Consider the following 22036-nt stretch of genomic DNA (forward strand, 5'->3'; position numbering starts at 1 on the left):
GGAGGGGCCGCCGGCAATGGCGGCTTTTTGTGGGGCTCAGAGCCAGGAAAGGCGGCTGTCCACCTCCGTGACGTCCTTGAGCGAAGCTGCGATCGCGCTCGCCCGCTCCGCCTCCGCGGCGGAGCCGACGCTGCCGGTGAGGATGATGCGCGTGCCCTTGCAGGTCACCCTGATGTCGGAGGCGTCCACGTCGCCGGCCAGCGAAAGCGCATCCGCTACCGCGGCCTCCAACCAGGCGGGGTGCGGGCCATCGAAATGTTCGGGCGGTTCGCCCTTGAAGGTGCCTTCCTTGAAGACCATGGCGCGCGCTCCTCTATGGCGGGTTCGGTGGACAACGCTGAAAGATCGGATTTGTTCATGGCGGTTTAAGGGATGGTTAGGGGTGCTTCGATGTTGGACAGCCCTGTGCCGAAACGGCGGTTGCCGGGCCTGAGCACCCGCGTTAAGCATCGGCATCTCCAGCGAGGACGTGTTTATGAGTTCCATCAATATTAGCGGTTTCACATCGAAATCCGGCGCCAATTTCAGCAAGTTCGTTTCGGAAAAACTGCATGACATTCTCGACTACGAGCACGAAAAAGTAACATCGACCTCGCTGAAGTTCTCAAATGACGCAAAGAACTACATGGCGATCGGCGGCTCGAAGCTGAAATACACCTTCGACGACAAGGAAGTCTCCGGCATTACATCGGGAACGATCACGTCTTTCAAGGCGGTGTCCGAAGGTCAGGCGCTGCTCGACATCACAAAACTTTCGCTCGCCGGCAAAAAACTCTCGGATGCGCTCGACAGCGGCAGCACGAAGACCTTCCTCGACACGCTTCTCTCCGGCAATGACGTCATCAAAGCCACCAAATATGCCGATACGTTCTGGGGCGGGGCCGGCAACGACACGCTCTACGGCTATGCCGGCAACGACCGGCTGGAAGGCGGCGCGGGCGCCGACAAGCTCCATGGCGGCGCGGGGGCGGACACGTTCGTCTTCCGCTCGGTGAAGGATTCGACCGTTGCCGCGGGTGGACGCGACACGATCGTCGATTTCAGCCAGACGGAAAAGGACAGGATCGACCTCAAGGCGATCGATGCTGATACGACGCTCGCCAAGAACCAGGCGTTCAGCTTCATCGCAGACAAGGCCTTTTCCAAGGATGCGGGCGAACTGCGCTACGAGAAGAAGGGCGGGGATACCTTTCTCCACGGCGACGTCGATGGCGACGGCAGGGCCGATTTCTCGATCCGCATCGACGCGTCGATCGATTTCACAAAGGCCGATTTCATTCTCTGAAGACCCCAGGATGGTTGAGACCCAAGAGCGTGCACATCGCTCTCGGGTCCCCCTCACAACCGCATCCGGGGGTGTCTGCAGTTGCAGCCGTAAAATGCGGCTGTGCAAAATTTGTTCCCGCTAAAATGCAGGTTTTTTGAGCGCGGGGTTTTCGGCCGGAATGGCGCGCTGGCCTAAAGCGTGCTCTGGATGAAATGATGCACATTCCGCACGGTCCGCGACGTGTAAGCGCCGTGGTTCTGCGTGAAGTCCCATGCCATGGCGCAAACCACCGTAACGATGATGATCAGATATTTCATGGACGCCCACGCAGCTGGTTGGCCCTTGACGGCAGACGGAGCTGAAGTCGCTGATAGTCGAAGCGGAGCTTGGACTATGCGTGGGAGGGTGAACCTGGGTCGGGGTGGAGTCCAGGTAATTTTATGATGTGCTAATTAAGTGATGAACGAGCCGTTAGTGCGCGCGAATATGTGCGCCAAAAAGGGCAAATGACTATCATTGATACTTTACAGCGATACGGAAAACTTTGTTGCAGCCCATTCCAACTGCGTAACCTTCCGAAACTCAGTAAGAGGCCGGTAGCAGTGAAATCGCTCCTGTCTGTCACGCGAGGGCAGAGACAGGCACAAGTGGCTGAACCGACAGGGCATCTACATGCGTTAATCCGCGGCGCTCGGGCCCGAGGTTGATCTTCAGACCACGGATAAACGTATCGCAGTCGTTCAACCTGTGTCAGCCGCGTGTAATAGTTTTCACTGCGGCACTGCCGTCAGGCAGCGTCCGTCTCAGGTTTGATTTTGGGGACTGAACGTGAAGAAGCACGATTCTGATCGATAGCCATGTTGATGAAGTAGCATAACATCGGGTCGTTATGCTGCGCAGCTAAGAGCTTTGCCATCAGTAAGAGATGATTGATTTCCTGCTTGATATTCTGCATCCAGGCCTCCTGCGCCAACGTTGCAAAACAGAAACCTCATACAACTTATAGGATGCTCTCATCCCTTTAACGAGACCTTAATTGCACACGGTTGGCCCATTTTTGTTCAATACGGACAAGTCTTGGCAGCTATGGAAATGGTTAAACCAGCGTTATGGCAATTCCGGCCTCATGCGCGGCTGCCAGAAATGCCAATCTCGCGCGTTCACTGTCCACCTCGCCTTCAAGCGCGGCAAAACACGTCGAAACGGCCTTCCTAAACGCAATTCCAGGGACTGGAGGACAGTTGCCAACGAGAAACCGCGCCGCCTCGCATACGTTATGTATCGCAATGAGGCTGCTTTCGCCGTCCAGTAAAACTACGATCGGCGCTTTCCATGCGGACACATGCTGCTTGCCCACGAGCGTGACCCTCGCACACTGAAACAAATTCACGTTTTTTGTTTCGTTTCAAGCGATTAGGAGTACGGCAGAAGTTAACAAGCCTGCGACTAGGAAGGTCGCATAGCCATATAGAAAGGTACGTGCCGCGGGCGCGTCTCCATTTTCGATGTAGCGTTCCGCCATTTCGTTGCTGCGTTTGCCGAAAGTCGCTTTCTGCATTGTCGCTCTCCGCATCAAACGTTTAGATTGCAGGCGATAGCTTCAAGATACTTTTCGCTGTTGCCCGGCCCCGAAGAAAACGGGGCCGGCACCAAATACGTCTTTCGCAGTTCGCTCTTAGAGAAGCTGGTCGGGCTGCGATCCAAGTCCGAGGCCACCGAGCAGACCGTCGAGCACGCCGCCCAAGTCGTCGAGAATGTCGCCGACAAGATTGCCGAGCCCATTGGAGTTGAGGAGGTTCGTCAAACCATCTTCAAGTCCGCTCTGGCCGCCGAGAGATGACAGAATGTCATCAAGATCCAGCCCATCGACCAGGCTTTCCAGCGAGAATTCGTCGACGCCAAGGCCGCCGAGCACGCCGCCAAGGCCGAGTTCGTCAAGGAGATTGCCAACACCAAGACCATCCAGCAGGTCATCAACTGCGCCGGTCAACTCCGACACTCCCAGATTCAGGTCGAGGACAGTATTGTCGCCGGTAACGATCTTTTCGACGCTGTAGATGTTTTGTGTACCGCCATTGCCGAGGAGGTTGAAACCACCATCGACCCTCAGCGAGATAAGGTAGTCCTGAGCGTCGCCTTCGACATAGGCGGTATCGACCCCGTCGCCACCGTAGACGGTGTCGTTCGCGTCGGCATAAAGAATGTCATCCCCTGCGCCGCCGCCGATTTCATCGTTGCCGCTACCGCCACGGATCGTATCGTTCCTGTCGCCGCCATAGACGGTGTCGTTGCCGGCGCCGCCGTCGATATCGTCAGCACCGGAATTTGGAGAGATGTTGGGGCCACCGTAGACATGGTCGTTACCCGCACCACCACGGACGATATCGTCGCCGGCGCCGTGGAACAGCGTGTCGTTGCCGGCCCCCCCATCGATCTCGTCGTTGCCGGCGTTCCCCCAGATCACATCGTTGCCGCCACCACCCTGGGCATTGTCATCGCCAAAACCGAGGCCGATCCTGTTTTCGCCGTCGTTACCGACAACCGTATCGTTGCCTCCCTGGGAAAATACGCTTCCCTGCCGATCGCCGAAAACAAACGTGTCACTGTCGGCGGTGAGAAAATAGGTCTTTGCCATAATTTACTCCTCCTTGAAGGACCTCTGTTGCACGAGCCCATGTGGGCAGGTGCAAGTATCAGGAGAGGAGTATTAAAGAATTGCAACCAAAGCGATTCACCCCAAAAAGTGGCAAACAATCATATAAGATCATTCCTGGATTGTATCTCAACGATACGTGATGCCGCGCTACTGGGATGCGGTGTTCCGCAGCCTATCTAACGAAACTTTTTAAGCCTTTGAATCTTCTATTAATATAGCGCTTTTTTGAACCAGATTACGCTTTCACTAAGCCACCCGAACAAGGGCGACCACTTGCTTGAGTATGAGCCCGCATTCGAAGTATCCCGGTGCAAATCGTGAATGAAGCAGTATTTACAGGATCGCCGTGAGTGTCGGTTGAGACGATCACGCGAGGTGGCCGTGCAGGGCTGGACATATGGCCGGTGAAGGAACCGAATAGGGCCGGCGACCGCATTCAACGGTGAATTCAGGAAAAATCCTTCCGCTGTATAGCCTGAGAAACCAGCGTTTCTATGAAAATTTTGGTGCCCCATGCCGGAATCGAACCAGCACTCCTTTCGGAACTCGATTTTGAGTCGAGCGCGTCTACCAGTTCCGCCAATGGGGCACGGCACTTGTGAGCCATCGCCGTTTACACGAAGCTTTCGCGGGCGGCAACCGGCAAATCCGGGGGCGGGCATGATCACTTATCCGTGCGGGTGATTTACAACGGCGCGCCGCCTGATAGAACTCGGCGCCGTTCCGCCGGCACCCCCGCCGGCCCGATTGGACGATCCTGATGACTGCACCCCTCGACCTTTCCCGCAAGACATCCGCAGGCCTCCTGACGCTCGGCATGGCGGCGACCGTCGGTGGCGCGCTCGCCTTCGAGCATATCGGCGGCTACATTCCCTGCGCGCTCTGCCTGTTGCAGCGCGATCCCTATTATTACGGCATTCCGGTTGCGGTCGCGGCGCTGGTTTCGGCGCTGTTCGGCGGTCCGGCCTGGCTGACGCGGCTGTTGCTGGCGATTGCCGGCATCATGATGCTGGTCGGTGCGGGTATGGGCGTCTACCACGCGGGCGTCGAATGGGGTTTCTGGGAAGGACCTGCGACCTGCGCGACCACGGCGCAGGGCGTCACGCAGAATGCCGGCGACCTGCTCTCCGATCTCAACACCAAACACGGCCCCTCCTGCACGGAGGCGTCGTTCCGCCTGCTCGGCCTGTCCTTTGCCGGCTGGAATGTGATCGCAAGCGTCATCCTCGCCGCAATCGCCTTTTCGGGCGCGCGGTCCGCGAAAGCCTGAGATGCCGCAACCCTTCGTGTCACGCATGTCGCTGACGTGAAACGGTCTTGCCGTTCACGCAGCCTGCGTCAGGGTTGCAGTTCGACGTCCCAGTAGAGATAGTCCATCCAGCTTTCATGCAGATAGTTGGGTGGAAACAGTCGCCCGTTGTTGTGCAGATCCTGAACCGTCGGCTGGTAGGGCTTCTGATGCGGGAGCATGCCCGCCTGCTTCGGCAGCTTGCTGCCTTTTCTCAAATTGCATGGGGAGCAGGCGGCGACCACGTTGCACCAGGTTGTCTCGCCGCCATGGGCGCGCGGGATGACATGGTCGAAGGTCAGGTCGTCCGGCGACCCGCAGTACTGGCATTCGAACCTGTCGCGCAGGAACACGTTGAACCGGGTGAAGGCCGGGTGGCGTGACGGCTGCACGTATGTCTTCAGGCACACGACGCTCGGCAGGCGCATCGTGAAGCTCGGGGAGGAAACCGAATGGTCGTATTCGGCGATGATGTTTACGCGGTCGAGAAACACAGCCTTGATCGCGTCCTGCCACGACCAGAGCGACAAGGGATAATAACTCAGCGGCCTGTAGTCAGCATTCAATACAAGGGCTGGCAGGGCCTGTGGTGAAACAGAAATCGTCAAGGGCTTCTCCTGATCGATTCGGCATCTGCCCTTCTATATTAGGCCCGTTGTTACAGCATTGTGAAGCCGGAAAGGAAAAGCGAAAACAACGTATTTCGCGAGCCTCAGCCTTCGAGCACCGGGACGGCCTCGCGGCGCATCTCGCGCGAATAATAAGCCCAGAAAAGCCGGGCCGAAACGCCGCGCCAGGGCGACCAGCTTTCGGCGATCCGGTCGAGCTCCTGCGGCCCCGGACGCACGGCAAGGCCGAAGGCATGCGCGACGGCATTTTGCAGCGCGATGTCGCCGGAGGGGAAGATATCCGGGTGGCCGCCGCAAAACAGCAGGTAGACATCCGCCGTCCAGCGGCCGATGCCCTTGATCGCGGTCAGCTTGCGGGTCGCGGCCGTCGCCTCCATGTGACAGATCGCGTCGAGATCGAGTTCGCCCCGGTCGACGGCGTCGGCGGCGCGGCGCAGCGTTTCGGCCTTGGCGCGCGACAGGCCGATGGCGCGGCAATCCTCATCGGACAGGTCGAGGATGTGATGGGGCGTGATGTCGCTTGCCGCCTCCTCCAGCCGGCGCCAGATCGCGTCCGCACTGGCGCGTGACACCATCTGCGCGACGATGATGCCGGCAAGGCCGCGATAGCCGGGCGCCAGGCGCCGCAACGGCACGGGGCCGGCCTTGTCGATGACGGTGAAAAGGCGTGCGTCGAGCAGCGCGAGGTCGACGAGACCCGCCGCGACGTCCGCCTCCGTCCTGATCATGTGCAACTGCATTTTTTCAAGCGGCCCTGATGCCGTAGTGACGCGACACGCCTCTTCGTGCCAGAAGACCTCATGCCAAGCGCTTTGTCAAAAAATCGTGTCTTTCGTTTTGCGCCGAGCCCGAACGGCCTCCTGCATCTCGGACATGCGCTTTCAGCGATCCTCAATCACGACCTTGCCGCAGCCTGCGGCGGCCGTTTCCTGCTGCGCATGGAAGACATTGATCCTGCCCGCTCGCGACCCGAATTCGAAGCCGCGATCTACCGCGATCTCGCCTGGCTCGGGCTCGACTGGGAAAAGCCGGTGCGCCGCCAGTCGGAGCATGTCGCCTTCTATGGCGAGGCGCTGGAGCGGCTGAAGGCGATGGGCGTGCTCTATCCGGGGTTTCTGAGCCGCGGCGAGGTGAAGGCGCGGGTCCAGGCCCATGAGGCGGCGGGCGGCACCTGGCCGCGCGATCCGGACGGCGCGGCGCTGTATTCGACCGAGGAGCGCGCGCTCGACCGGGACCAGGCGCTCGCCTGGATCGCGGCGGGGCGGCAGCATGCCTGGCGGCTCGACATGGACAAGGCCCGGGCGCTGGCGCCGGCCATCCTCGACTGGTCGGAGGCGGGCGAGGGGCCGGAAGGGGAGACCGGCATCGTGGCGGCGAAGCCGGAGCGCTGGGGCGACGTCATCCTGTCGCGGCCGGATGCGCCGGCGAGCTATCATCTCGCGGTGGTGCTCGACGACGCGGCGCAGGGCATTACCGACGTGGTGCGCGGGCAGGATCTGTTTCACGCGACGGCCGTGCACCGCCTGCTGCAAAGCCTGCTTGGCCTGCCGGTGCCTGCGTACCGCCACCATGGGCTGGTGCCGGGGCCGGATGGGCGAAAACTCTCCAAGAGCAACCAGGATACGGGGATCGCGGCCTATCGTGACAAGGGCGTGTCACCGGCCGGCATTCGCGCCCTGCTCGCGGGCTATGGCTTCGTCTTCCATTGACGGGTCGTCCTCGGCCTGCGGTTTCTTCACGCCGCGCACCTTGTCGAGGATCAGGTGTTTCACCCGGTATTTCATCAGGGCCGCATTGATTTCCGCGCCGATGATGAAGATCGCGCCGACGATGTAGAGGAAGACCAGCGCGATCATGATCGAGGCGAGGCCGGCATAGGTCGAGACGTAATTGGCGAAGGTGGCGAGATAGGAGGCGAAGATATAGGCCCCGACGCCCCAGGCGATCAGCGTGAGCAGGATGCCGGGCAGCACGTCGGCGATCTTGCGCCGGCCCGCCGGTAGCCAGAGATGGGCGATCAGCAGGCCGACCAGCAGCACGAGCACCGTGCCGAAGAGGCCCCAGCTCTCCACCCAGGAATAGATATAGGTGAGCCACGGCAGCCAGTCGCCCGTGGCCCGCACGGCAAGGGGGGCTGCGACGAGCACGATGCTGATGACGGCCAGCGCCAGCACGCCGGCGATGACGAAGCCCAAGCTGGCGAGGCGCGTGACGTACCAGTAGCGCGTCTCGGCGACCCGGTAGGCGCGGTTGAGCGAGACGCGCAGCGCCTCCACGCCGTTCGAGGCGAAATAGGCGGCGGCGAGCACGGAGACCGTCAGCAGCCCGCCGCGCGGGATGGTGAGTACGGCGACGACCTCGCGCGAGATGGGGGCGGCGATCGATTCCGGCCAGGTGTCGAAGATCAGGTGCACGGCGGTTTCGGCGAACTGGTCGGCGCCGAGGAAGGAGCCGAGCGCGGTGCCGAAGATCAGGAAGGGGAAGATCGCAAGCAGCGTCGACAGCGCGACATGGCTCGCCATCGCCCAGCCGTCGTCCTCGGAAAAGTGCCAGATCGCGTCGAAGACGACCTTGTAGGCAAGGCGGATGACGGTTGGCATAAGCAATGTCCAGTCCCTTTGCGACCGTCGCCGGTCTCTCATTGTCTGCGCGGGCATGGCCCGTAAATCAGAATCGATTTAAGGGCTTATGCCCGGTTCAACGTTCTACGGCGACCTTTGTGCCTCCTGGATGACAGACAGAGGTTGCTGGAATGGTGAATATGGGAAACCCAGGCAGATTTGTACAGGAAACCGCCATGTCTTCTCCAACAGCGACCTCCCTGCCGAGCATCATCGTCACCGGGTGCTCCTCCGGCATCGGCGCGCATTGCGCCCGGGCGCTGAAGGCGGAGGGCTGGCGCGTCTTCGCGACGGTGCGCCGCGAGGAGGATCTCGCGAGCCTCGAAGCCGACGGCATCGAGGCGCTGCTGATGGACTATACCAAGCCGGAGACGATCGCGGCCCTCGTCGAGACGGTGCTGGCGCGCACCGGCGGGCGGCTCGATGCGCTGTTCAACAATGGCGCCTATGGGCAGGCCGGGGCCGTCGAGGACCTGCCGGTCGAGGCATTACGCCTGCAATTCGAGACGAATGTCTTCGGCTGGCACGACCTGACGCGGCGGTTGATCCCGACCATGCGCAAACAGGGGGCCGGCCGCATCGTGCAATGCTCGTCGATCCTCGGCATCGTGCCTTATCGCTGGCGCGGCGCCTACAATGCCTCGAAATTCGCGCTCGAAGCGCTGTCGCTGACGCTGCGCATGGAGCTTGCCGGCTCCGGCGTGCATGTCAGCCTCATCGAGCCGGGGCCTATCACCTCACGCTTCACCGCCAATGCGCTGACCCATATCGAGCGCAACATCGACCTGGAAAACTCGGTGCATGCGGAGGAATATCGCCGGCAGCTCCAGCGGCTGCGCGGCGAAGCCAAGCCCGCGCCCGGAAAACTCGGGCCGGAGGCGGTGCATGCCGTGCTGCGCCACGCGCTGACGGCGAAGGCGCCGCGGCCGCACTATATCGTGACGACGCCGGCCAAGCAGGGCGCGTTGCTGAAGAAGCTGCTGCCGGCGGCGCTGTTCTACCGCATCATCGGCAAACTCGGCTGACGCGGCGCGGCGTCGCAGGCATTCGTTGTCAAATCGCGTGCTATTTCGCCCAAATGCCCTATTTGAATAGGGCTGACAGAAATCAAATCGGATCGTTGGCATGTCTTCCTTTCTCACCTTCATGACCCTGCTCGTCATGGGCCTCGTGGTCATCGTGCTCGTGCGCGGTCTTGCCAACATGGCCAAGGGCGGCAACGGCAATACCTCGAACAAGCTGATGCAGGCGCGCGTGCTCTTGCAGGCGATCGCCATCGTGCTCATCATGCTGACCCTGTGGATCACGGGCGGCGGGCGCGGATGATGGTGAAGCTCAACAAGATTTACACACGCACGGGCGATGACGGCACGACCGGCCTCGTGGCAGGCCCGCGCCGCAAAAAGCACGACCTGCGCGTCGAATCCTACGGCGAGGTCGACGAGGCGAATTCCTGCATCGGCGTCGTCCGCCAGCATCTCGCAGGCCATCCGGAGCTCGATCGGATGCTGATGCGCATCCAGAACGACCTCTTTGATCTCGGCGCCGACCTCGCCACGCCCGATACCGGCAAGAAGCTGGAATACGAACCGCTGCGCATCGTGCAGGCGCAGGTCGACCGGCTGGAGAGCGAAATCGACACGCTCAATGCCGATCTCGAACCGCTGCGCTCCTTCGTGCTGCCGGGCGGCACGGCGGCGGCGGCCGCACTCCATGTGGCGCGCACCGTCGCGCGCCGGGCGGAACGGCGGATCGTGGCGCTTCAGGATAGCGGGGAAACCGTCTCGGCCGCGGCCGTCGCCTATATCAACCGGCTGTCCGATTTCCTCTTCGTCGCCGCCCGCTGGGTCAACGACAAGGGCAGCACGGACATATTGTGGGTTCCGGGGCAGAACAGATAAGGTCGTCGCAAGCAGCTTAGCAAAAGTGCGCAGCCATCCTTTGGGGAAGGGGATCCATGTTCATACCGCTGCACGACGCCAACGCCCTGAAATACATCAAGGTGCAATATGTCACGATCAGCCTGATCGTGATCAATGTCGTCGTCTGGCTGGTGACGGGCCTCGCCTCGACGCAGGACTTCAACGATGCGGCGGTGGTCGGCCTCGGTTACATTCCCGCGGTCGTCTTCGATTTCGCCGACCTGGAGCCGAGCCTCGTGCTGGTGCCGGAGGATGCGACCTACATCACTTATGCCTTCCTGCACGGCGATTTCATGCATCTCGCCTCGAACATGATTTTCCTCTGGGTGTTCGGCGACAATGTCGAGGATGCGCTCGGCCATATCCGCTTCCTCATCTTCTACCTGCTGTGCGCGGCCGCCGGCGCGCTGGTGCATGGCCTCGTGCAGATGAATTCGGAGGCGCCGCTGATCGGCGCCTCGGGCGCGATTTCCGGCGTGGTGGCGGCCTATTTCCTCCTGCATCCGAAGGTGCGCGTCTGGGTCCTGGTGTTCTTCCGCATTCCCCTGCCGCTGCCGGCGGTCATTCCGCTCGCCTTCTGGATCGCCCAGCAATTCTACATGCTGGTGGTCGATGGCGACAGCGGCGTCTCCTGGGGCGCCCATGTCGGCGGCATTCTTGCCGGCGCGGTTCTCGTCCTCGTCATGCGCCGGCGGGGCGTGCCGCTGTTCGACCGCACGATCGTCACGCCGAAGGCCGTCCGGCATGTCGAAGCGACGCCGGTTCCCGCCGAGGAGACGTCGTCCGGCCCCTCCGTGCCGCCCACCCATTGGGGGCGATGATGGCGTCTCGTGGAGAAAATTGACGTGAACGTAAAGGTAATTTATAACGCCTGCGTTTTCGCGTGAGGAGGGCCTGTGGCGCATTGTATTTGGGGAAAAAACGCGTATCGATGTCGCCAACCGACAATCAGGGCGCCTTTGAAAGGCGCATTTTCCCTCGCGGGCATATGAAGGAAGGAAGCCATGAAGATCTTGGTCCCTGTAAAGCGGGTCGTTGATTACAACGTCAAAATTCGCGTGAAGGCGGATGGCTCGGGTGTCGAGCTAGCGAATGTGAAGATGTCGATGAACCCGTTCGACGAGATTTCGGTCGAGGAGGCGTTGCGGCTGAAGGAAGCCGGCAAGGCTTCGGAAGTTGTGGTCGTGTCGATCGGTCCTGCCAAGGCCGAAGAGACGCTGCGCACCGCACTCGCCATGGGCGCCGACCGCGCCGTGCTGGTCGAGACGGACGACGCCGTCGAACCGCTCGCCGTGGCGAAGATCCTCAAGGGTGTCGCCGAAGCTGAACAGCCAGGCCTCGTCATCGTCGGCAAGCAGGCGATCGACGACGACAGCAACCAGACCGGCCAGATGCTCTCGGCGCTGCTCGGCTGGGCACAGGCGACGTTTGCCTCGAAGGTCGAGATCGGTGACGGTTCCGCACAGGTCACCCGCGAAGTCGACGGCGGTCTCCAGACCATCGAAGTCAAGCTCCCGGCGGTCGTCACGACGGACCTGCGCCTCAACGAACCGCGTTATGCTTCGCTGCCCAACATCATGAAGGCGAAGAAGAAGCCGCTCGACAAGAAGACGCCATCCGACTTCGGCGTCGACACGAGCCCGCGCCTCAAGGTGCTGAAGACCGAGGAACCGTCCGGCCGCAAGGCAGGCGTCAAGGTCAAGAGCGTCGCCGAACTCGTTGACAAGCTTAAGAACGAAGCCGGCGTGCTGTAAGGAAACCCGTGAGGCCCGCCTGCAAACGGCGTGGCACTGCGCTTCCGGTGCTCACGTACTGACGTACGCTGCGCGCCGGTTCTCGCGCCCCACCGTTTTCGGCAGGGCCTGACGGGTTTCGGGACCGAACTATTTTCCAAAGGACATCATCATGGCCATTCTTCTTCTGGCAGATCACGACAATGCCCACCTTTCCGACCAGACGGCGAAGGCGCTGACGGCGGCATCGAAGATCGGGTCCGACGTGCATGTGCTCGTCGCCGGTGCCGGCGCCAAGGCCGCAGCCGAACAGGCGGCAAAGCTCGCAGGCGTGACCAAGGTCCTCGTCGCCGAGGATCAAACCCTTGCCAACAATCTGGCAGAACCGCTGGCAGCGCTCATCGTGTCGCTGGCTGGCGGCTATGAGGCAATCGTCTCGGCCGCGACCTCCGTCGGCAAGAACGTTCTGCCGCGTGTTGCAGCACTTCTCGATGTCGCCCAGGTCTCGGAAATCATCGAGGTCGTCTCCGCCGATACGTTCAAGCGTCCGATCTATGCGGGCAATGCGATCCAGACGGTGCAGTCCACCGACGCCAAGAAGGTGATCACGGTGCGCACGGCGTCCTTCGCCGCAGCAGGCGAGGGCGGCAGTGCATCGATCGAAAGCGTCTCGGCCGTGGCTAACCCCGGCCTCTCGACCCACGTCAAGGATGCTCTGTCCTCGTCGGATCGTCCGGAGCTGACATCCGCAAAGATCATCATCTCGGGCGGTCGTGCACTCGGTTCGTCGGAGAAATTCCAGGAAGTGATCCTGCCGGTGGCCGACAAGCTCGGCGCTGCCGTTGGTGCCTCCCGCGCTGCGGTCGATGCGGGCTATGCGCCGAACGACTGGCAGGTCGGGCAGACGGGCAAGGTTGTTGCGCCGCAGCTCTATATCGCCTGCGGCATTTCCGGTGCCATCCAGCATCTCGCCGGCATGAAGGACTCCAAGGTGATCGTGGCGATCAACAAGGACGAGGAGGCGCCGATCTTCCAGGTCGCCGATTATGGGCTTGTGGCGGATCTCTTCGAGGCGCTGCCGGAGTTGCAGAAGGCGCTCTGAGCCGGCAAGGGCCTGGCTTTGCGACGATGATTTCACTGGAAATATACGTCGCGTCCCTTTATCACTTCACCGGGCCGGCTCGACCGGCCCGGTGTTTTTTTGCCTGCGCCTAGAGGCGCAGACTGTGTGGCGAGGCGGTTGGCGCTATGATCAAGAACGTCGGTATTGTGGGTGCGGGCCAGATGGGGTGCGGTATCGCGCATGTCTCGGCCATGGCCGGGTACAAGGTCCATATCTACGACCTGTCGCCGGAGCGCATCGAGGCCGGGCTCGCCACGATCAACGGCAACCTCGCCCGCCAGGTCTCCTCCGGCAAGATGGACGACGAAGAGCGCAAGAAGGCGCTCGCCCTGATCAAGGGGTCTTCCGACATCAACGATCTCTCCGACGCCGACCTCGTCATCGAGGCGGCGACCGAGGACGAGACCGTCAAGCGCAAGATCTACGGCCTGGTCTGTTCCGTGCTGAAGCCGGAAGCGATCCTCGCCACCAACACCTCCTCGCTGTCGATCACCCGCCTTGCTTCCGCCACCGACCGGCCGGAGCGCTTCATGGGCATCCACTTTATGAACCCGGTTCCGGTCATGAAGCTGGTGGAACTCGTGCGCGGCATCGCGACCGAGGAAGTCACCTTTTCGGCCGCCAAGGAATTCGTCACCAAGCTCGACAAGACGATCACCGTCGCCGAGGATTTCCCGGCCTTCATCGTCAACCGCATCCTGCTGCCGATGATCAACGAGGCGATCTACACGCTTTATGAAGGCGTCGGCTCGGTCGAAGCCATCGACACGGCGATGCGGCTCGGCGCCAACCACCCGATGGGGCCGCTGCAGCTGGCCGATTTCATCGGCCTCGACACCTGCCTTTCGATCATGCAGGTGCTGCATGACGGGCTCGCCGACTCGAAATATCGCCCGTGCCCGCTGCTCGTGAAATATGTCGAGGCCGGCTGGCTCGGCCGCAAGTCCGGCCGCGGTTTCTACGACTATCGCGGCGAGGTTCCGATTCCGACGCGCTGAGCGGCGGAGATTCCGCCAAGCCTGCCTTTCAGGGAAAAATGTTTCGCCTGCCGCCCCGGTGGCGACAGGCCCATGTCTCGGATCGCCACCGGCCGGTCGCTATTGTCTGCCCGAATTCAATTTCACATTCGGGGTTTTCCAGATGAAACGTTTGCTCCTTCTCGGCGTGGCTCTCCTCGGCCTCGCCGCGCCGTTCTCCGCGCATGCCGCCGACAAGCTCCTCAATGCTTCCTATGACGTGGCGCGCGAACTCTTCGAGGCGGAGAACGCAGCCTTCATCAAGGAGCATCCCGGCGTCACCATCGACCAGTCGCATGGCGGCACCTCCAAGCAGGCGCGCGCCATCGTCGAAGGCCTCGAGGCCGATGTCGTGACCTTCAACCAGGTGACCGACATCGATTTCCTGGCGAAGAACGGCTTCGTCGCGGAAGGCTGGCAGGCAAAATTCCCGAACAACGCTTCGCCCTTCTACTCCTTCCCGTCCTTCCTGGTTCGCGCCGGCAACCCGAAGAACATCAAGGACTGGTCGGATCTCGCCCGTGACGACGTGAAGGTCATCTTCCCGAACCCGAAGACCTCGGGCAATGCGCGCTACACCTATCTCGCCGCCACCGCCTACGCCAAGGAAGCCTTCAAGGATGATCCGGCCAAGGTCGAGGAATTCGTCACCAAGATCTTCGACAACGTGCCGGTCTTCGACACGGGCGGCCGTGCGGCGACGACGACCTTCGTCGAGCGCGAGATCGGCGACGTGATCGTGACCTTCGAGGCTGAGACCAAGGGTATTGCCAAGCAGTACGGCCAGGACAAGTTCGAAAGCGTCGTTCCCTCGGTCTCGCTGCTGTCCGAATTCCCGGTCGCGATCGTCGACAAGGTGGCGGATGCCAAGGGCAGCCGTGATCTCGCCAAGTCCTATCTCGACTTCCTCTATTCGCCGGAAGGCCAGAAGATCGCCGCCGAATTCGGCCACCGCGTCCTTGACGAAAAGGTCGCCGCCGAGTTCAAGGACCAGTTCCCGGAAATCCGCCTCGTGAATGTCGATGACGTTTTCGGCGGCTGGAAGAAGATTTCCGAAGAGCACTTTGCCGAAGGCGGCACGCTGGACAAGATCTACGGCAGCCGCTGATCGTCCAAAGCCATTGTTTTTCCGGCAACCGGCGGGCAAAAAGCCCGCCGGTTGTTGGCATGAAAAGCGCGACGCATTCCGGATGGAAACCGCTTCGCACTTTTCCTGGAATTGCTTGAGAAAGGACGCGCGCTTTGAGACGGCGTGTACTGCCCGGATTGCCGCTCGCGCTCGGCATAACCCTCGTCTATGTCGGCATCATCGTCGTGCTGCCGCTGGCCGCGCTCGTCTTCAAGGCGGCGAGCCTCGGGCCGGAAGACTATTGGCGCATCATCTCGTCCGACCGCGCCTTCGCCAGCTACCGCGTGACCGTGCTCTGCGCGCTGGCCGCGACGGTGTTCAACCTATTCTTCGGCCTGTCGCTCGCCTGGGTGCTGGTGCGCTATCGTTTCCCCGGCCGTCGTTTCGTCGATGCGCTGGTCGACCTGCCCTTCGCGCTGCCGACCGCCGTTGCCGGCATCGCGCTGACCACGCTGTTTGCCACGAACGGCTGGTTCGGCGGGCCGCTGTCACTGCTCGGCATCAAGGTCGCCTATACGCCGCTCGGCATCATCGTCGCGATGAGCTTTACCAGCATCCCCTTCATCGTGCGCACGGTGCAGCCGGTGCTGGAAGAGCTCGACCCGGCGCTGGAAGAGGCGGGGCAGACGCTCGGCGCCAGCGATCTTTCGATCTTCGTCAGCGTCATCCTGCCGCTCCTGACGCCGGCGCTGCTGGCCGGCGTGTCGCTCTCCTTTGCGCGCAGCCTCGGCGAGTTCGGCGCCATCATCTTCATCGCCGGCAACCAGCCGTTTTCGACGGAGATCACCGCGCTGCTCGCCTTCATCCGGCTGGAGGAATACGACTATCCGGCGTCGGCCGCGATCGCCTCCGTCATGCTGCTGACAGCCTTCGTCATGCTCGCCATCACCAATCTGATGCAGGCCCGCGCCCTGCGCTACACGGTGAGGGGCTGACGATGGCGCATAACAGGAAGGGCAAGCCGCCCCGCGTCGGCGACAACAAGATCTTTCGTGGCGTGCTGCTCGGCATCGTGCTCGTGCTCGTCGGGCTGATGATCGTCGCCCCGCTCGTCGTCATCGCCGTCGAGGCCTTTTCCAAGGGCATCGTCTATTTCGCCGAATCGATTGCCGATCCGGATACGCGCCACGCCATCATGCTGACCGTCATCACCGCGCTCATCGCCGTGCCGATCAACACGGCCTTCGGCGTGGCGGCCGCCTGGGCAATCACCAAACACGATTTCCGCGGCAAGCGGCTCTTGACCGTCATCATCGAGCTGCCCTTCTCGGTCTCGCCGATCGTCGCGGGCGTCTCCTATCTTTTCGTCTATGGCTTGCAGGGCCTGTTCGGTCCGGCGCTGCAATCGATGGAGATCAAGATACTCTTCGCACTGCCCGGCATCGTGCTGGCCAGCATGTTCGTGACGGCGCCCTTTGTGGCGCGCGAGCTGATCCCGCTGATGCAGGCGCAGGGCCGCGATCTGGAGGAGGCGGCGACGTCGCTGGGCGCCAGCGGCTGGCGCACCTTCATCTCCGTGACGCTGCCCAATATCAAATGGGCGCTGCTCTACGGCGTGGTGCTGTGCAATTCGCGCGTCATGGGCGAGTTCGGCGCGGTCTCTGTCGTCTCGGGCAATATCCGCGGCCAGACCAACACGCTGCCGCTGCATATCGAGCTGCTCTATCACGACTATAACGCGGCCGGCTCCTTTGCCGCCGCATCCATCCTCGCCGGCCTCGCCATCGTCACGCTCATCGCCAAGGTGGCGCTGGAGCGGCAGGGTGCAGGCCGCGTGCAGCGTCCGACGGCGCTTACCGGCGCCGACAGCATCATTCCGGAGACAAAACCTTGAAGATCCGCCTGGACAACGTGGTCAAGACGTTCGAGACTTTCCGCGCCGTGCACGGCGTCTCGCTCGATATCGAAAGCGGTGAGCTGGTCGCGCTGCTGGGCCCCTCCGGCTCCGGCAAGACGACCATCCTGCGCATGGTCGCCGGCCTTGAATATGCCGATGGCGGCGCGATCTATTTCGGCGACGAGAACGCCACCGACATTCCCGTGCGCGAACGCGGCGTCGGCTTCGTCTTCCAGCACTATGCGCTGTTCCCGCATATGACAGTGGGCGAAAACATCGCCTTCGGCATGAAGGTCTCCAAAGTGAAGCGCTCGCCGCAGGCCATCGCCGAGCGGGTCAAGGAACTGCTCGACCTCGTGCAGCTCGGCGGCCTCAAGGATCGCTTCCCCGGTCAGATCTCCGGCGGCCAGCGCCAGCGTGTGGCGCTTGCGCGCGCGCTCGCGGTCGATCCGCGTGTGCTGCTGCTGGACGAGCCGTTTGGCGCGCTCGACGCCAATGTGCGCCGTGACCTGCGCCGCTGGCTTCGAAAAATCCACGACGAACTCGGCATAACCACCATCTTCGTCACCCACGACCAGGAAGAGGCGCTCGACCTCGCCGACCGCGTCGTCATCCTCGACAAGGGCAAGATCGTGCAGGAGGGCACGCCGGAGGCCGTCTGCCGCACGCCGGCCAATGCCTTCGTGATGAATTTTCTGGGCGATGCCAACCGGCTCGACGCCGATATCCGCGGCGGCAAGGCCTATGTCGACGATATTGCCTTCGACGCGGGCGACGTGGCGGATGGCGGCGGGCAGATCCTGTTCCGTCCGGCGGATGTAACCTGGCGCGAGGATGGGCACGGCATTGCCGCAAAAATCCTGCGCGTCATCGACCGGCCGGATTCCCGCCGCGTGCTGGCAATGACCGGCAGCGGTCAGCCGGTCGAATTCGACACCGCGCCGGAATTCCCCCATCGCAAGGGCGAGCAGGGTTTCATCGATATCCGCCGGCCGCGCGTCTACGCGACCGCCTGACGCCTCAGCTTTTCGGCGTCGCCAGCGCGGCGTTGATCAGCGCCTTTGCGTCCTGGCTGTCCCAGGCGGCGGGGCCGTTCATGGCGGAGATCAGGCAGCCCTTCTCGTCCATCAGGAGCGTCACGGGCAGGCCGAAGGCGAGGCCTTCCTTCTTCAGCGTGTTGAAGACGCCCATCGAGGCGTCACGGTAGTAGCCGAGTTCGTTGACGCCGGTCTCCGTGAGGAAGGTTTTCGGCTTCTCGTCGTCGCCGGTGTCGATGTTGATCGCCACGACCTCGAACTTGTCGCTGCCGAGTTCCTTTTCCAGCGCGTTGAGCGCCGGCATCTCTTCGCGGCACGGCACGCACCAGGTCGCCCAGAGATTGACGAGCAGGGTCTTGCCGGAGAAGTCGGCGATCGTCTTCTTTTTGCCGTCCGGGCCATCGAAGATCAGGTCGGGCAGCGGGCGGTGTTCGTCGACCGTGCGCATGGCGGCAACCTGGCCCTTGGAGAAGGGCGTGATCGCCTCGGCCTTGGCGCTGGCGGCGGCGCAGGCGGCGGGATCGGCGGAGGCGAGGGCGGCCGCGCCATTGCCAGACAGGCTTTCCTTCACGTATATCGCTGCACCACCGGCGAGAAGTCCGGCCAGTCCCGCGATGGCGATCAGCTTCGTGGCGGGCAGGCCGAATGTCTTCTTCAATGTCATTTCATTCTCCAGGACAGGCACCCATGGCTGACGGCACTTCCGAGACGAAATCCTCGAACCAGATGTGGGGCGGCCGCTTCGCCTCCGGGCCGGATGCGATCATGGAGGAGATAAATGCCTCCATCGGCTTCGACAAGAAGCTTTACGCCCAGGACATCCGCGGCTCAAAGGCGCATGCCGAAATGCTTGCCCATCAGGGCATTATTTCGGCGGACGATAAGGAAAAGATCGTTCACGGTCTCGACACGATCCTGTCAGAGATCGAAAGCGGCCAGTTCGAGTTTTCCCGCCGGCTGGAAGACATCCATATGAATGTCGAAGCCCGGCTTGCGACGCTGATCGGCCCCGCCGCCGGACGCCTGCACACCGCCCGCTCGCGCAACGACCAGGTGGCGCTCGACTTCCGCCTCTGGGTGAAGGAAGAGCTGGAAAAGACCGAAAAGGCGCTGACCGGCCTGATTGCCGCCTTCCTCGACCGTGCGGAAGAACATGCCGAAACCGTCATGCCCGGCTTCACCCATCTCCAGACGGCCCAGCCGGTGACCTTCGGCCACCATTGCATGGCCTATGTGGAAATGTTCGGTCGCGACCGCCAGCGCGTGCGCCATGCCATCGAGCATCTCGACGAGAGCCCGATCGGCGCCGCGGCACTCGCCGGCACCGGCTATGCCATCGACCGCCACATGACGGCAAAGGCGCTCGGCTTCCGCGAGCCGACGCGCAACTCGATCGACACCGTGTCGGACCGCGATTTCGCGCTGGAATTCCTGTCGATCTCCGCGATCGCCGCCGTCCATCTGTCCCGTCTCGCCGAAGAGATCGTCATCTGGTCGACGCCGCAGTTCGGCTTCATCCGCCTGTCGGATGCCTTCTCGACCGGCTCCTCCATCATGCCGCAGAAGAAGAACCCGGATGCCGCCGAGCTGGTGCGCGCCAAGACCGGCCGCATCAACGGCTCGCTGATAGCACTTCTGACCGTCATGAAGGGCCTGCCGCTCGCCTATTCCAAGGACATGCAGGAAGACAAGGAACAGGTCTTCGACGCCGCCGAGAGCATCGAGCTGGCGATTGCCGCGATGACCGGCATGGTGCGCGACATGACCATCCGCACCGACAAGATGAAGGCCGCCGCCGGCTCCGGCTACTCCACCGCGACGGACCTTGCCGACTGGCTGGTGCGCGAGGCGGGCCTGCCCTTCCGCGATGCCCACCATGTGACGGGCCGCGCCGTGGCGCTGGCCGAAAGCAAGGGTTGCGACCTCGCCGAGCTTTCGCTGGAGGATTTGCAGGCGATCCACGCGTCGATCACCGACGACATCTTCAACGTGCTGACGGTCGAGGCCTCGGTCGCCAGCCGCAAGAGCTATGGCGGCACCGCACCCTCCGAAGTCAGGAAGCAGATCGCCTGGTGGCGGCAGCGGAACTGATCAGGTTGCTTGCAGGACTCATCAGCAGAATCAGGGTGCACAAGACTTGGCGAATTCGCTAAGGATGGTGCCCACCCGATCACCGGCAATTCCAGGGAACGCCTCATGACACGCATCGATATCGGCAGGCTCACGCTCGTGCTCTGCCTTTCCGCAGCGGTTCTCACCGCCTGCGGCCGCAAGGGCGATCTCGACCTGCCGGGCGGCGCAAAACCGGTCGTGAAGACCATCGACGGCAAGAAGGTCGAGCAGGTCGAAGACAAGCCCTTCATCCTCGACCCCCTTCTCTAGTTGTTTTAAACGGACAAGACCCGTGAACCATTTCGAGCATCGCGACGGCATCCTCCATGCGGAGGACGTGCCCGTTCCGGACATCGCCAAGGCGGTCGGCACACCCTTCTACGTCTATTCGACGGCCACGCTGGAGCGCCACTACAAGGTCTTCTCCAAGGCCTTCGACGGCGTCGACGCCATGGTGTGCTACGCCATGAAGGCGAATTCCAACCAGGCGGTGCTGAAGACGCTCGCTAAGCTCGGCGCCGGCATCGACGTGGTCTCCGAAGGCGAACTGCGCCGCGCGCTCGCGGCCGGCGTTCCGGCATCCCGCATCATGTTCTCCGGCGTCGGCAAGACGCCGCGCGAGATGGACCTCGCGCTTGAGGTCGGCATCTACTGCTTCAACGTCGAATCCGAGCCGGAACTCGAAATCCTCAATGCCCGCGCCGTGAAGGCCGGCAAGGTCGCGCACGTCTCCTTCCGCATCAATCCGGATGTCGACGCGCGCACCCATGCCAAGATTTCGACGGGCAAGAAGGAGAACAAGTTCGGCATTTCCTGGGAGCGTGCGCGCGCCGTCTACGCCCGCGCGGCCACCCTGCCCGGCATCCAGGTGACCGGCATCGACATGCATATCGGCAGCCAGATCACCGAGCTGCAACCCTTTGAAGACGCTTTCAAGCTGCTGCGCGAACTGGTCGATACGCTGCGCGCTGATGGCCACGGCATCGATCACGTCGATGTCGGCGGCGGTCTCGGTATTCCCTACAAGACGGACAACGCGCCGCCGCCGCTGCCGGATGCCTATGCTGAAATCGTCAAGAACCAGCTCAAGGGCCTGAACTGCAAGATCGTCACGGAGCCCGGGCGCCTGATCGTCGGCAATGCCGGCATCCTGGTCACCGAGGTCATCTACGTGAAGGATGGCGGCGAGAAGACCTTCGTCATCGTCGATGCGGCGATGAACGACCTCATCCGCCCGACGCTTTACGAGGCCTGGCACGAGATCCAGCCGGTCGTTCTTTCCGCCGCGAGCGCCCCGCGCATCCGCGCAGACGTGGTCGGTCCGGTCTGCGAGACGGGCGATTATCTGGCGCAGGACCGCGAGATGGTGCAGCCGAAACCGGGCGATTTGATTGCCGTCGGCTCGGCCGGGGCCTATGGCGCGGTGCAGGCCGGCACCTACAACAGCCGCCTGCTGGTGCCGGAGGTGCTGGTCAACGGAGCCGAGTTCCACGTCGTCCGGCCGCGGCTTTCCTATGACGACCTGATCGGGCTCGACTCATTGCCTGACTGGCTCGCCTGAGAAAACACGCACGGGAACGTGATCACGTTTTTGCGCGTGCCCTCGTCTTCGCCACAAAGCATGTTATCTTTTAGCCGTGACAACCTGCAGCGGAGAGCGGCGACC

At 62.3% G+C, this 22036-nt stretch carries 26 protein-coding genes and 1 tRNA gene; 17 read left to right on the plus strand and 10 right to left on the minus strand.

The annotated features are described in order from the left end of the window. Positions 1-36: 36 nt before the first annotated feature. Positions 37-300 (minus strand): BON domain-containing protein, encoded by a 264-nt coding sequence (locus AC1RWL_RS18085; RefSeq protein WP_493095393.1) that lies wholly within the window; start codon positions 298-300, stop codon positions 37-39. Between the two features lie 175 nt (positions 301-475). Here AC1RWL_RS18085 and AC1RWL_RS18090 point away from each other — a divergent pair, with 175 nt between their 5' ends. Beyond that, entirely contained in the window at positions 476-1285 is an 810-nt protein-coding gene (locus AC1RWL_RS18090) for a M10 family metallopeptidase C-terminal domain-containing protein (RefSeq protein WP_493095392.1), read from the plus strand. A 769-nt stretch (positions 1286-2054) separates the two neighbouring features. Here AC1RWL_RS18090 and AC1RWL_RS18095 read toward each other — a convergent pair. From AC1RWL_RS18095 to AC1RWL_RS18115, 5 genes are all read right to left on the minus strand, one after another. Beyond that, entirely contained in the window at positions 2055-2222 is a 168-nt protein-coding gene (locus tag AC1RWL_RS18095; protein WP_439617984.1) for a hypothetical protein, read from the minus strand. Between the two features lie 141 nt (positions 2223-2363). After that, positions 2364-2657, minus strand: a complete 294-nt coding sequence (locus AC1RWL_RS18100; protein WP_493158418.1) for a DUF982 domain-containing protein — start codon at positions 2655-2657, stop codon at positions 2364-2366. A 15-nt stretch (positions 2658-2672) separates the two neighbouring features. After that, positions 2673-2825, minus strand: coding sequence for a hypothetical protein (locus AC1RWL_RS18105; RefSeq protein ID WP_493095391.1), 153 nt, complete (start codon positions 2823-2825; stop codon positions 2673-2675). Positions 2826-2942: 117 nt separating this feature from the next. Next, complete coding sequence (locus tag AC1RWL_RS18110) at positions 2943-3902, minus strand: calcium-binding protein (protein WP_493095390.1); 960 nt, start codon at positions 3900-3902, stop codon at positions 2943-2945. Between the two features lie 525 nt (positions 3903-4427). Then, positions 4428-4512: transfer RNA gene (locus AC1RWL_RS18115), tRNA-Leu, on the minus strand. A 171-nt stretch (positions 4513-4683) separates the two neighbouring features. Here AC1RWL_RS18115 and AC1RWL_RS18120 point away from each other — a divergent pair. After that, positions 4684-5193 (plus strand): disulfide bond formation protein B, encoded by a 510-nt coding sequence (locus tag AC1RWL_RS18120; RefSeq protein ID WP_493095389.1) that lies wholly within the window; start codon positions 4684-4686, stop codon positions 5191-5193. A 68-nt stretch (positions 5194-5261) separates the two neighbouring features. Here the strand turns inward: AC1RWL_RS18120 and AC1RWL_RS18125 are convergent, their stop codons facing one another. Both AC1RWL_RS18125 and AC1RWL_RS18130 read right to left on the minus strand, forming a co-directional pair. Continuing rightward, positions 5262-5819, minus strand: coding sequence for an HNH endonuclease (locus tag AC1RWL_RS18125; RefSeq protein WP_256119377.1), 558 nt, complete (start codon positions 5817-5819; stop codon positions 5262-5264). A 104-nt stretch (positions 5820-5923) separates the two neighbouring features. Beyond that, the gene (locus tag AC1RWL_RS18130) at positions 5924-6574 is read right to left on the minus strand and encodes a DNA-3-methyladenine glycosylase family protein (RefSeq protein ID WP_439631901.1); all 651 of its coding nucleotides are present in this window, start codon (positions 6572-6574) and stop codon (positions 5924-5926) included. 66 nt (positions 6575-6640) lie between these two features. Between AC1RWL_RS18130 and gluQRS the strand changes: the two genes are divergently transcribed. Next, positions 6641-7549, plus strand: a complete 909-nt coding sequence (gene gluQRS, locus AC1RWL_RS18135; RefSeq protein WP_493095388.1) for a tRNA glutamyl-Q(34) synthetase GluQRS — start codon at positions 6641-6643, stop codon at positions 7547-7549. Here the strand turns inward: gluQRS and AC1RWL_RS18140 are convergent. Continuing rightward, on the minus strand, positions 7496-8440 hold the full coding sequence (locus AC1RWL_RS18140; RefSeq protein ID WP_256119374.1) for a YihY/virulence factor BrkB family protein: 945 nt from the start codon (positions 8438-8440) through the stop codon (positions 7496-7498). The genes gluQRS and AC1RWL_RS18140 overlap by 54 nt on opposite strands. Before the next feature lie 197 nt (positions 8441-8637). On the opposite strand from AC1RWL_RS18140, the gene AC1RWL_RS18145 reads away from it, so the two are divergent. The 11 genes from AC1RWL_RS18145 to AC1RWL_RS18195 all read left to right on the plus strand — a co-directional run bounded on the left by AC1RWL_RS18145 (position 8638) and on the right by AC1RWL_RS18195 (position 18237). Further along, positions 8638-9486: an SDR family oxidoreductase gene (locus AC1RWL_RS18145; RefSeq protein ID WP_493095387.1), complete on the plus strand. Its 849-nt coding sequence runs from the start codon at positions 8638-8640 to the stop codon at positions 9484-9486. Between the two features lie 100 nt (positions 9487-9586). After that, positions 9587-9787, plus strand: a complete 201-nt coding sequence (locus AC1RWL_RS18150) for a twin transmembrane helix small protein (RefSeq protein ID WP_256119372.1) — start codon at positions 9587-9589, stop codon at positions 9785-9787. Beyond that, positions 9787-10362 carry a cob(I)yrinic acid a,c-diamide adenosyltransferase gene (locus AC1RWL_RS18155; protein ID WP_493095619.1) on the plus strand — a complete coding sequence of 192 codons (576 nt, stop codon included), beginning with the start codon at positions 9787-9789 and terminating at the stop codon, positions 10360-10362. Before AC1RWL_RS18150 ends, AC1RWL_RS18155 begins: the two co-directional genes overlap by 1 nt. Positions 10363-10418: 56 nt before the next feature. Beyond that, entirely contained in the window at positions 10419-11204 is a 786-nt protein-coding gene (locus AC1RWL_RS18160; protein ID WP_493095386.1) for a rhomboid family intramembrane serine protease, read from the plus strand. Between the two features lie 183 nt (positions 11205-11387). Then, entirely contained in the window at positions 11388-12137 is a 750-nt protein-coding gene (locus AC1RWL_RS18165; protein WP_493095385.1) for an electron transfer flavoprotein subunit beta/FixA family protein, read from the plus strand. Between the two features lie 151 nt (positions 12138-12288). Continuing rightward, positions 12289-13218 carry an electron transfer flavoprotein subunit alpha/FixB family protein gene (locus AC1RWL_RS18170; protein WP_493095384.1) on the plus strand — a complete coding sequence of 310 codons (930 nt, stop codon included), beginning with the start codon at positions 12289-12291 and terminating at the stop codon, positions 13216-13218. Positions 13219-13364: 146 nt separating this feature from the next. Further along, positions 13365-14237: a 3-hydroxybutyryl-CoA dehydrogenase gene (locus AC1RWL_RS18175; RefSeq protein WP_256121418.1), complete on the plus strand. Its 873-nt coding sequence runs from the start codon at positions 13365-13367 to the stop codon at positions 14235-14237. 142 nt (positions 14238-14379) lie between these two features. After that, on the plus strand, positions 14380-15363 hold the full coding sequence (locus AC1RWL_RS18180) for a sulfate ABC transporter substrate-binding protein (RefSeq protein ID WP_493095383.1): 984 nt from the start codon (positions 14380-14382) through the stop codon (positions 15361-15363). A 134-nt stretch (positions 15364-15497) separates the two neighbouring features. Further along, the gene (cysT, locus tag AC1RWL_RS18185) at positions 15498-16319 is read left to right on the plus strand and encodes a sulfate ABC transporter permease subunit CysT (RefSeq protein WP_493095382.1); all 822 of its coding nucleotides are present in this window, start codon (positions 15498-15500) and stop codon (positions 16317-16319) included. Between the two features lie 2 nt (positions 16320-16321). Further along, the gene (gene cysW / locus AC1RWL_RS18190) at positions 16322-17218 is read left to right on the plus strand and encodes a sulfate ABC transporter permease subunit CysW (protein WP_493095381.1); all 897 of its coding nucleotides are present in this window, start codon (positions 16322-16324) and stop codon (positions 17216-17218) included. Continuing rightward, on the plus strand, positions 17215-18237 hold the full coding sequence (locus tag AC1RWL_RS18195) for a sulfate/molybdate ABC transporter ATP-binding protein (RefSeq protein ID WP_493095380.1): 1023 nt from the start codon (positions 17215-17217) through the stop codon (positions 18235-18237). The genes cysW and AC1RWL_RS18195 overlap by 4 nt, the downstream gene beginning before the upstream one ends. A 4-nt stretch (positions 18238-18241) precedes the next feature. Here AC1RWL_RS18195 and tlpA read toward each other — a convergent pair whose 3' ends face one another. After that, positions 18242-18922, minus strand: coding sequence for a thiol:disulfide interchange protein TlpA (gene tlpA / locus AC1RWL_RS18200; protein ID WP_493095379.1), 681 nt, complete (start codon positions 18920-18922; stop codon positions 18242-18244). Between the two features lie 23 nt (positions 18923-18945). Here tlpA and argH point away from each other — a divergent pair, with 23 nt between their 5' ends. The 3 genes from argH to lysA all read left to right on the plus strand — a co-directional run bounded on the left by argH (position 18946) and on the right by lysA (position 21931). Beyond that, positions 18946-20349, plus strand: a complete 1404-nt coding sequence (gene argH, locus AC1RWL_RS18205) for an argininosuccinate lyase (RefSeq protein ID WP_493095378.1) — start codon at positions 18946-18948, stop codon at positions 20347-20349. Positions 20350-20454: 105 nt separating this feature from the next. Continuing rightward, on the plus strand, positions 20455-20640 hold the full coding sequence (gene lptM, locus AC1RWL_RS18210) for an LPS translocon maturation chaperone LptM (RefSeq protein ID WP_319324196.1): 186 nt from the start codon (positions 20455-20457) through the stop codon (positions 20638-20640). A 22-nt stretch (positions 20641-20662) separates the two neighbouring features. Continuing rightward, entirely contained in the window at positions 20663-21931 is a 1269-nt protein-coding gene (gene lysA / locus AC1RWL_RS18215; RefSeq protein ID WP_493095377.1) for a diaminopimelate decarboxylase, read from the plus strand. Positions 21932-22036 lie beyond the last annotated feature (105 nt).

It is taken from the genome of Shinella sp. GW821-FHT10F02 (assembly GCF_058809275.1).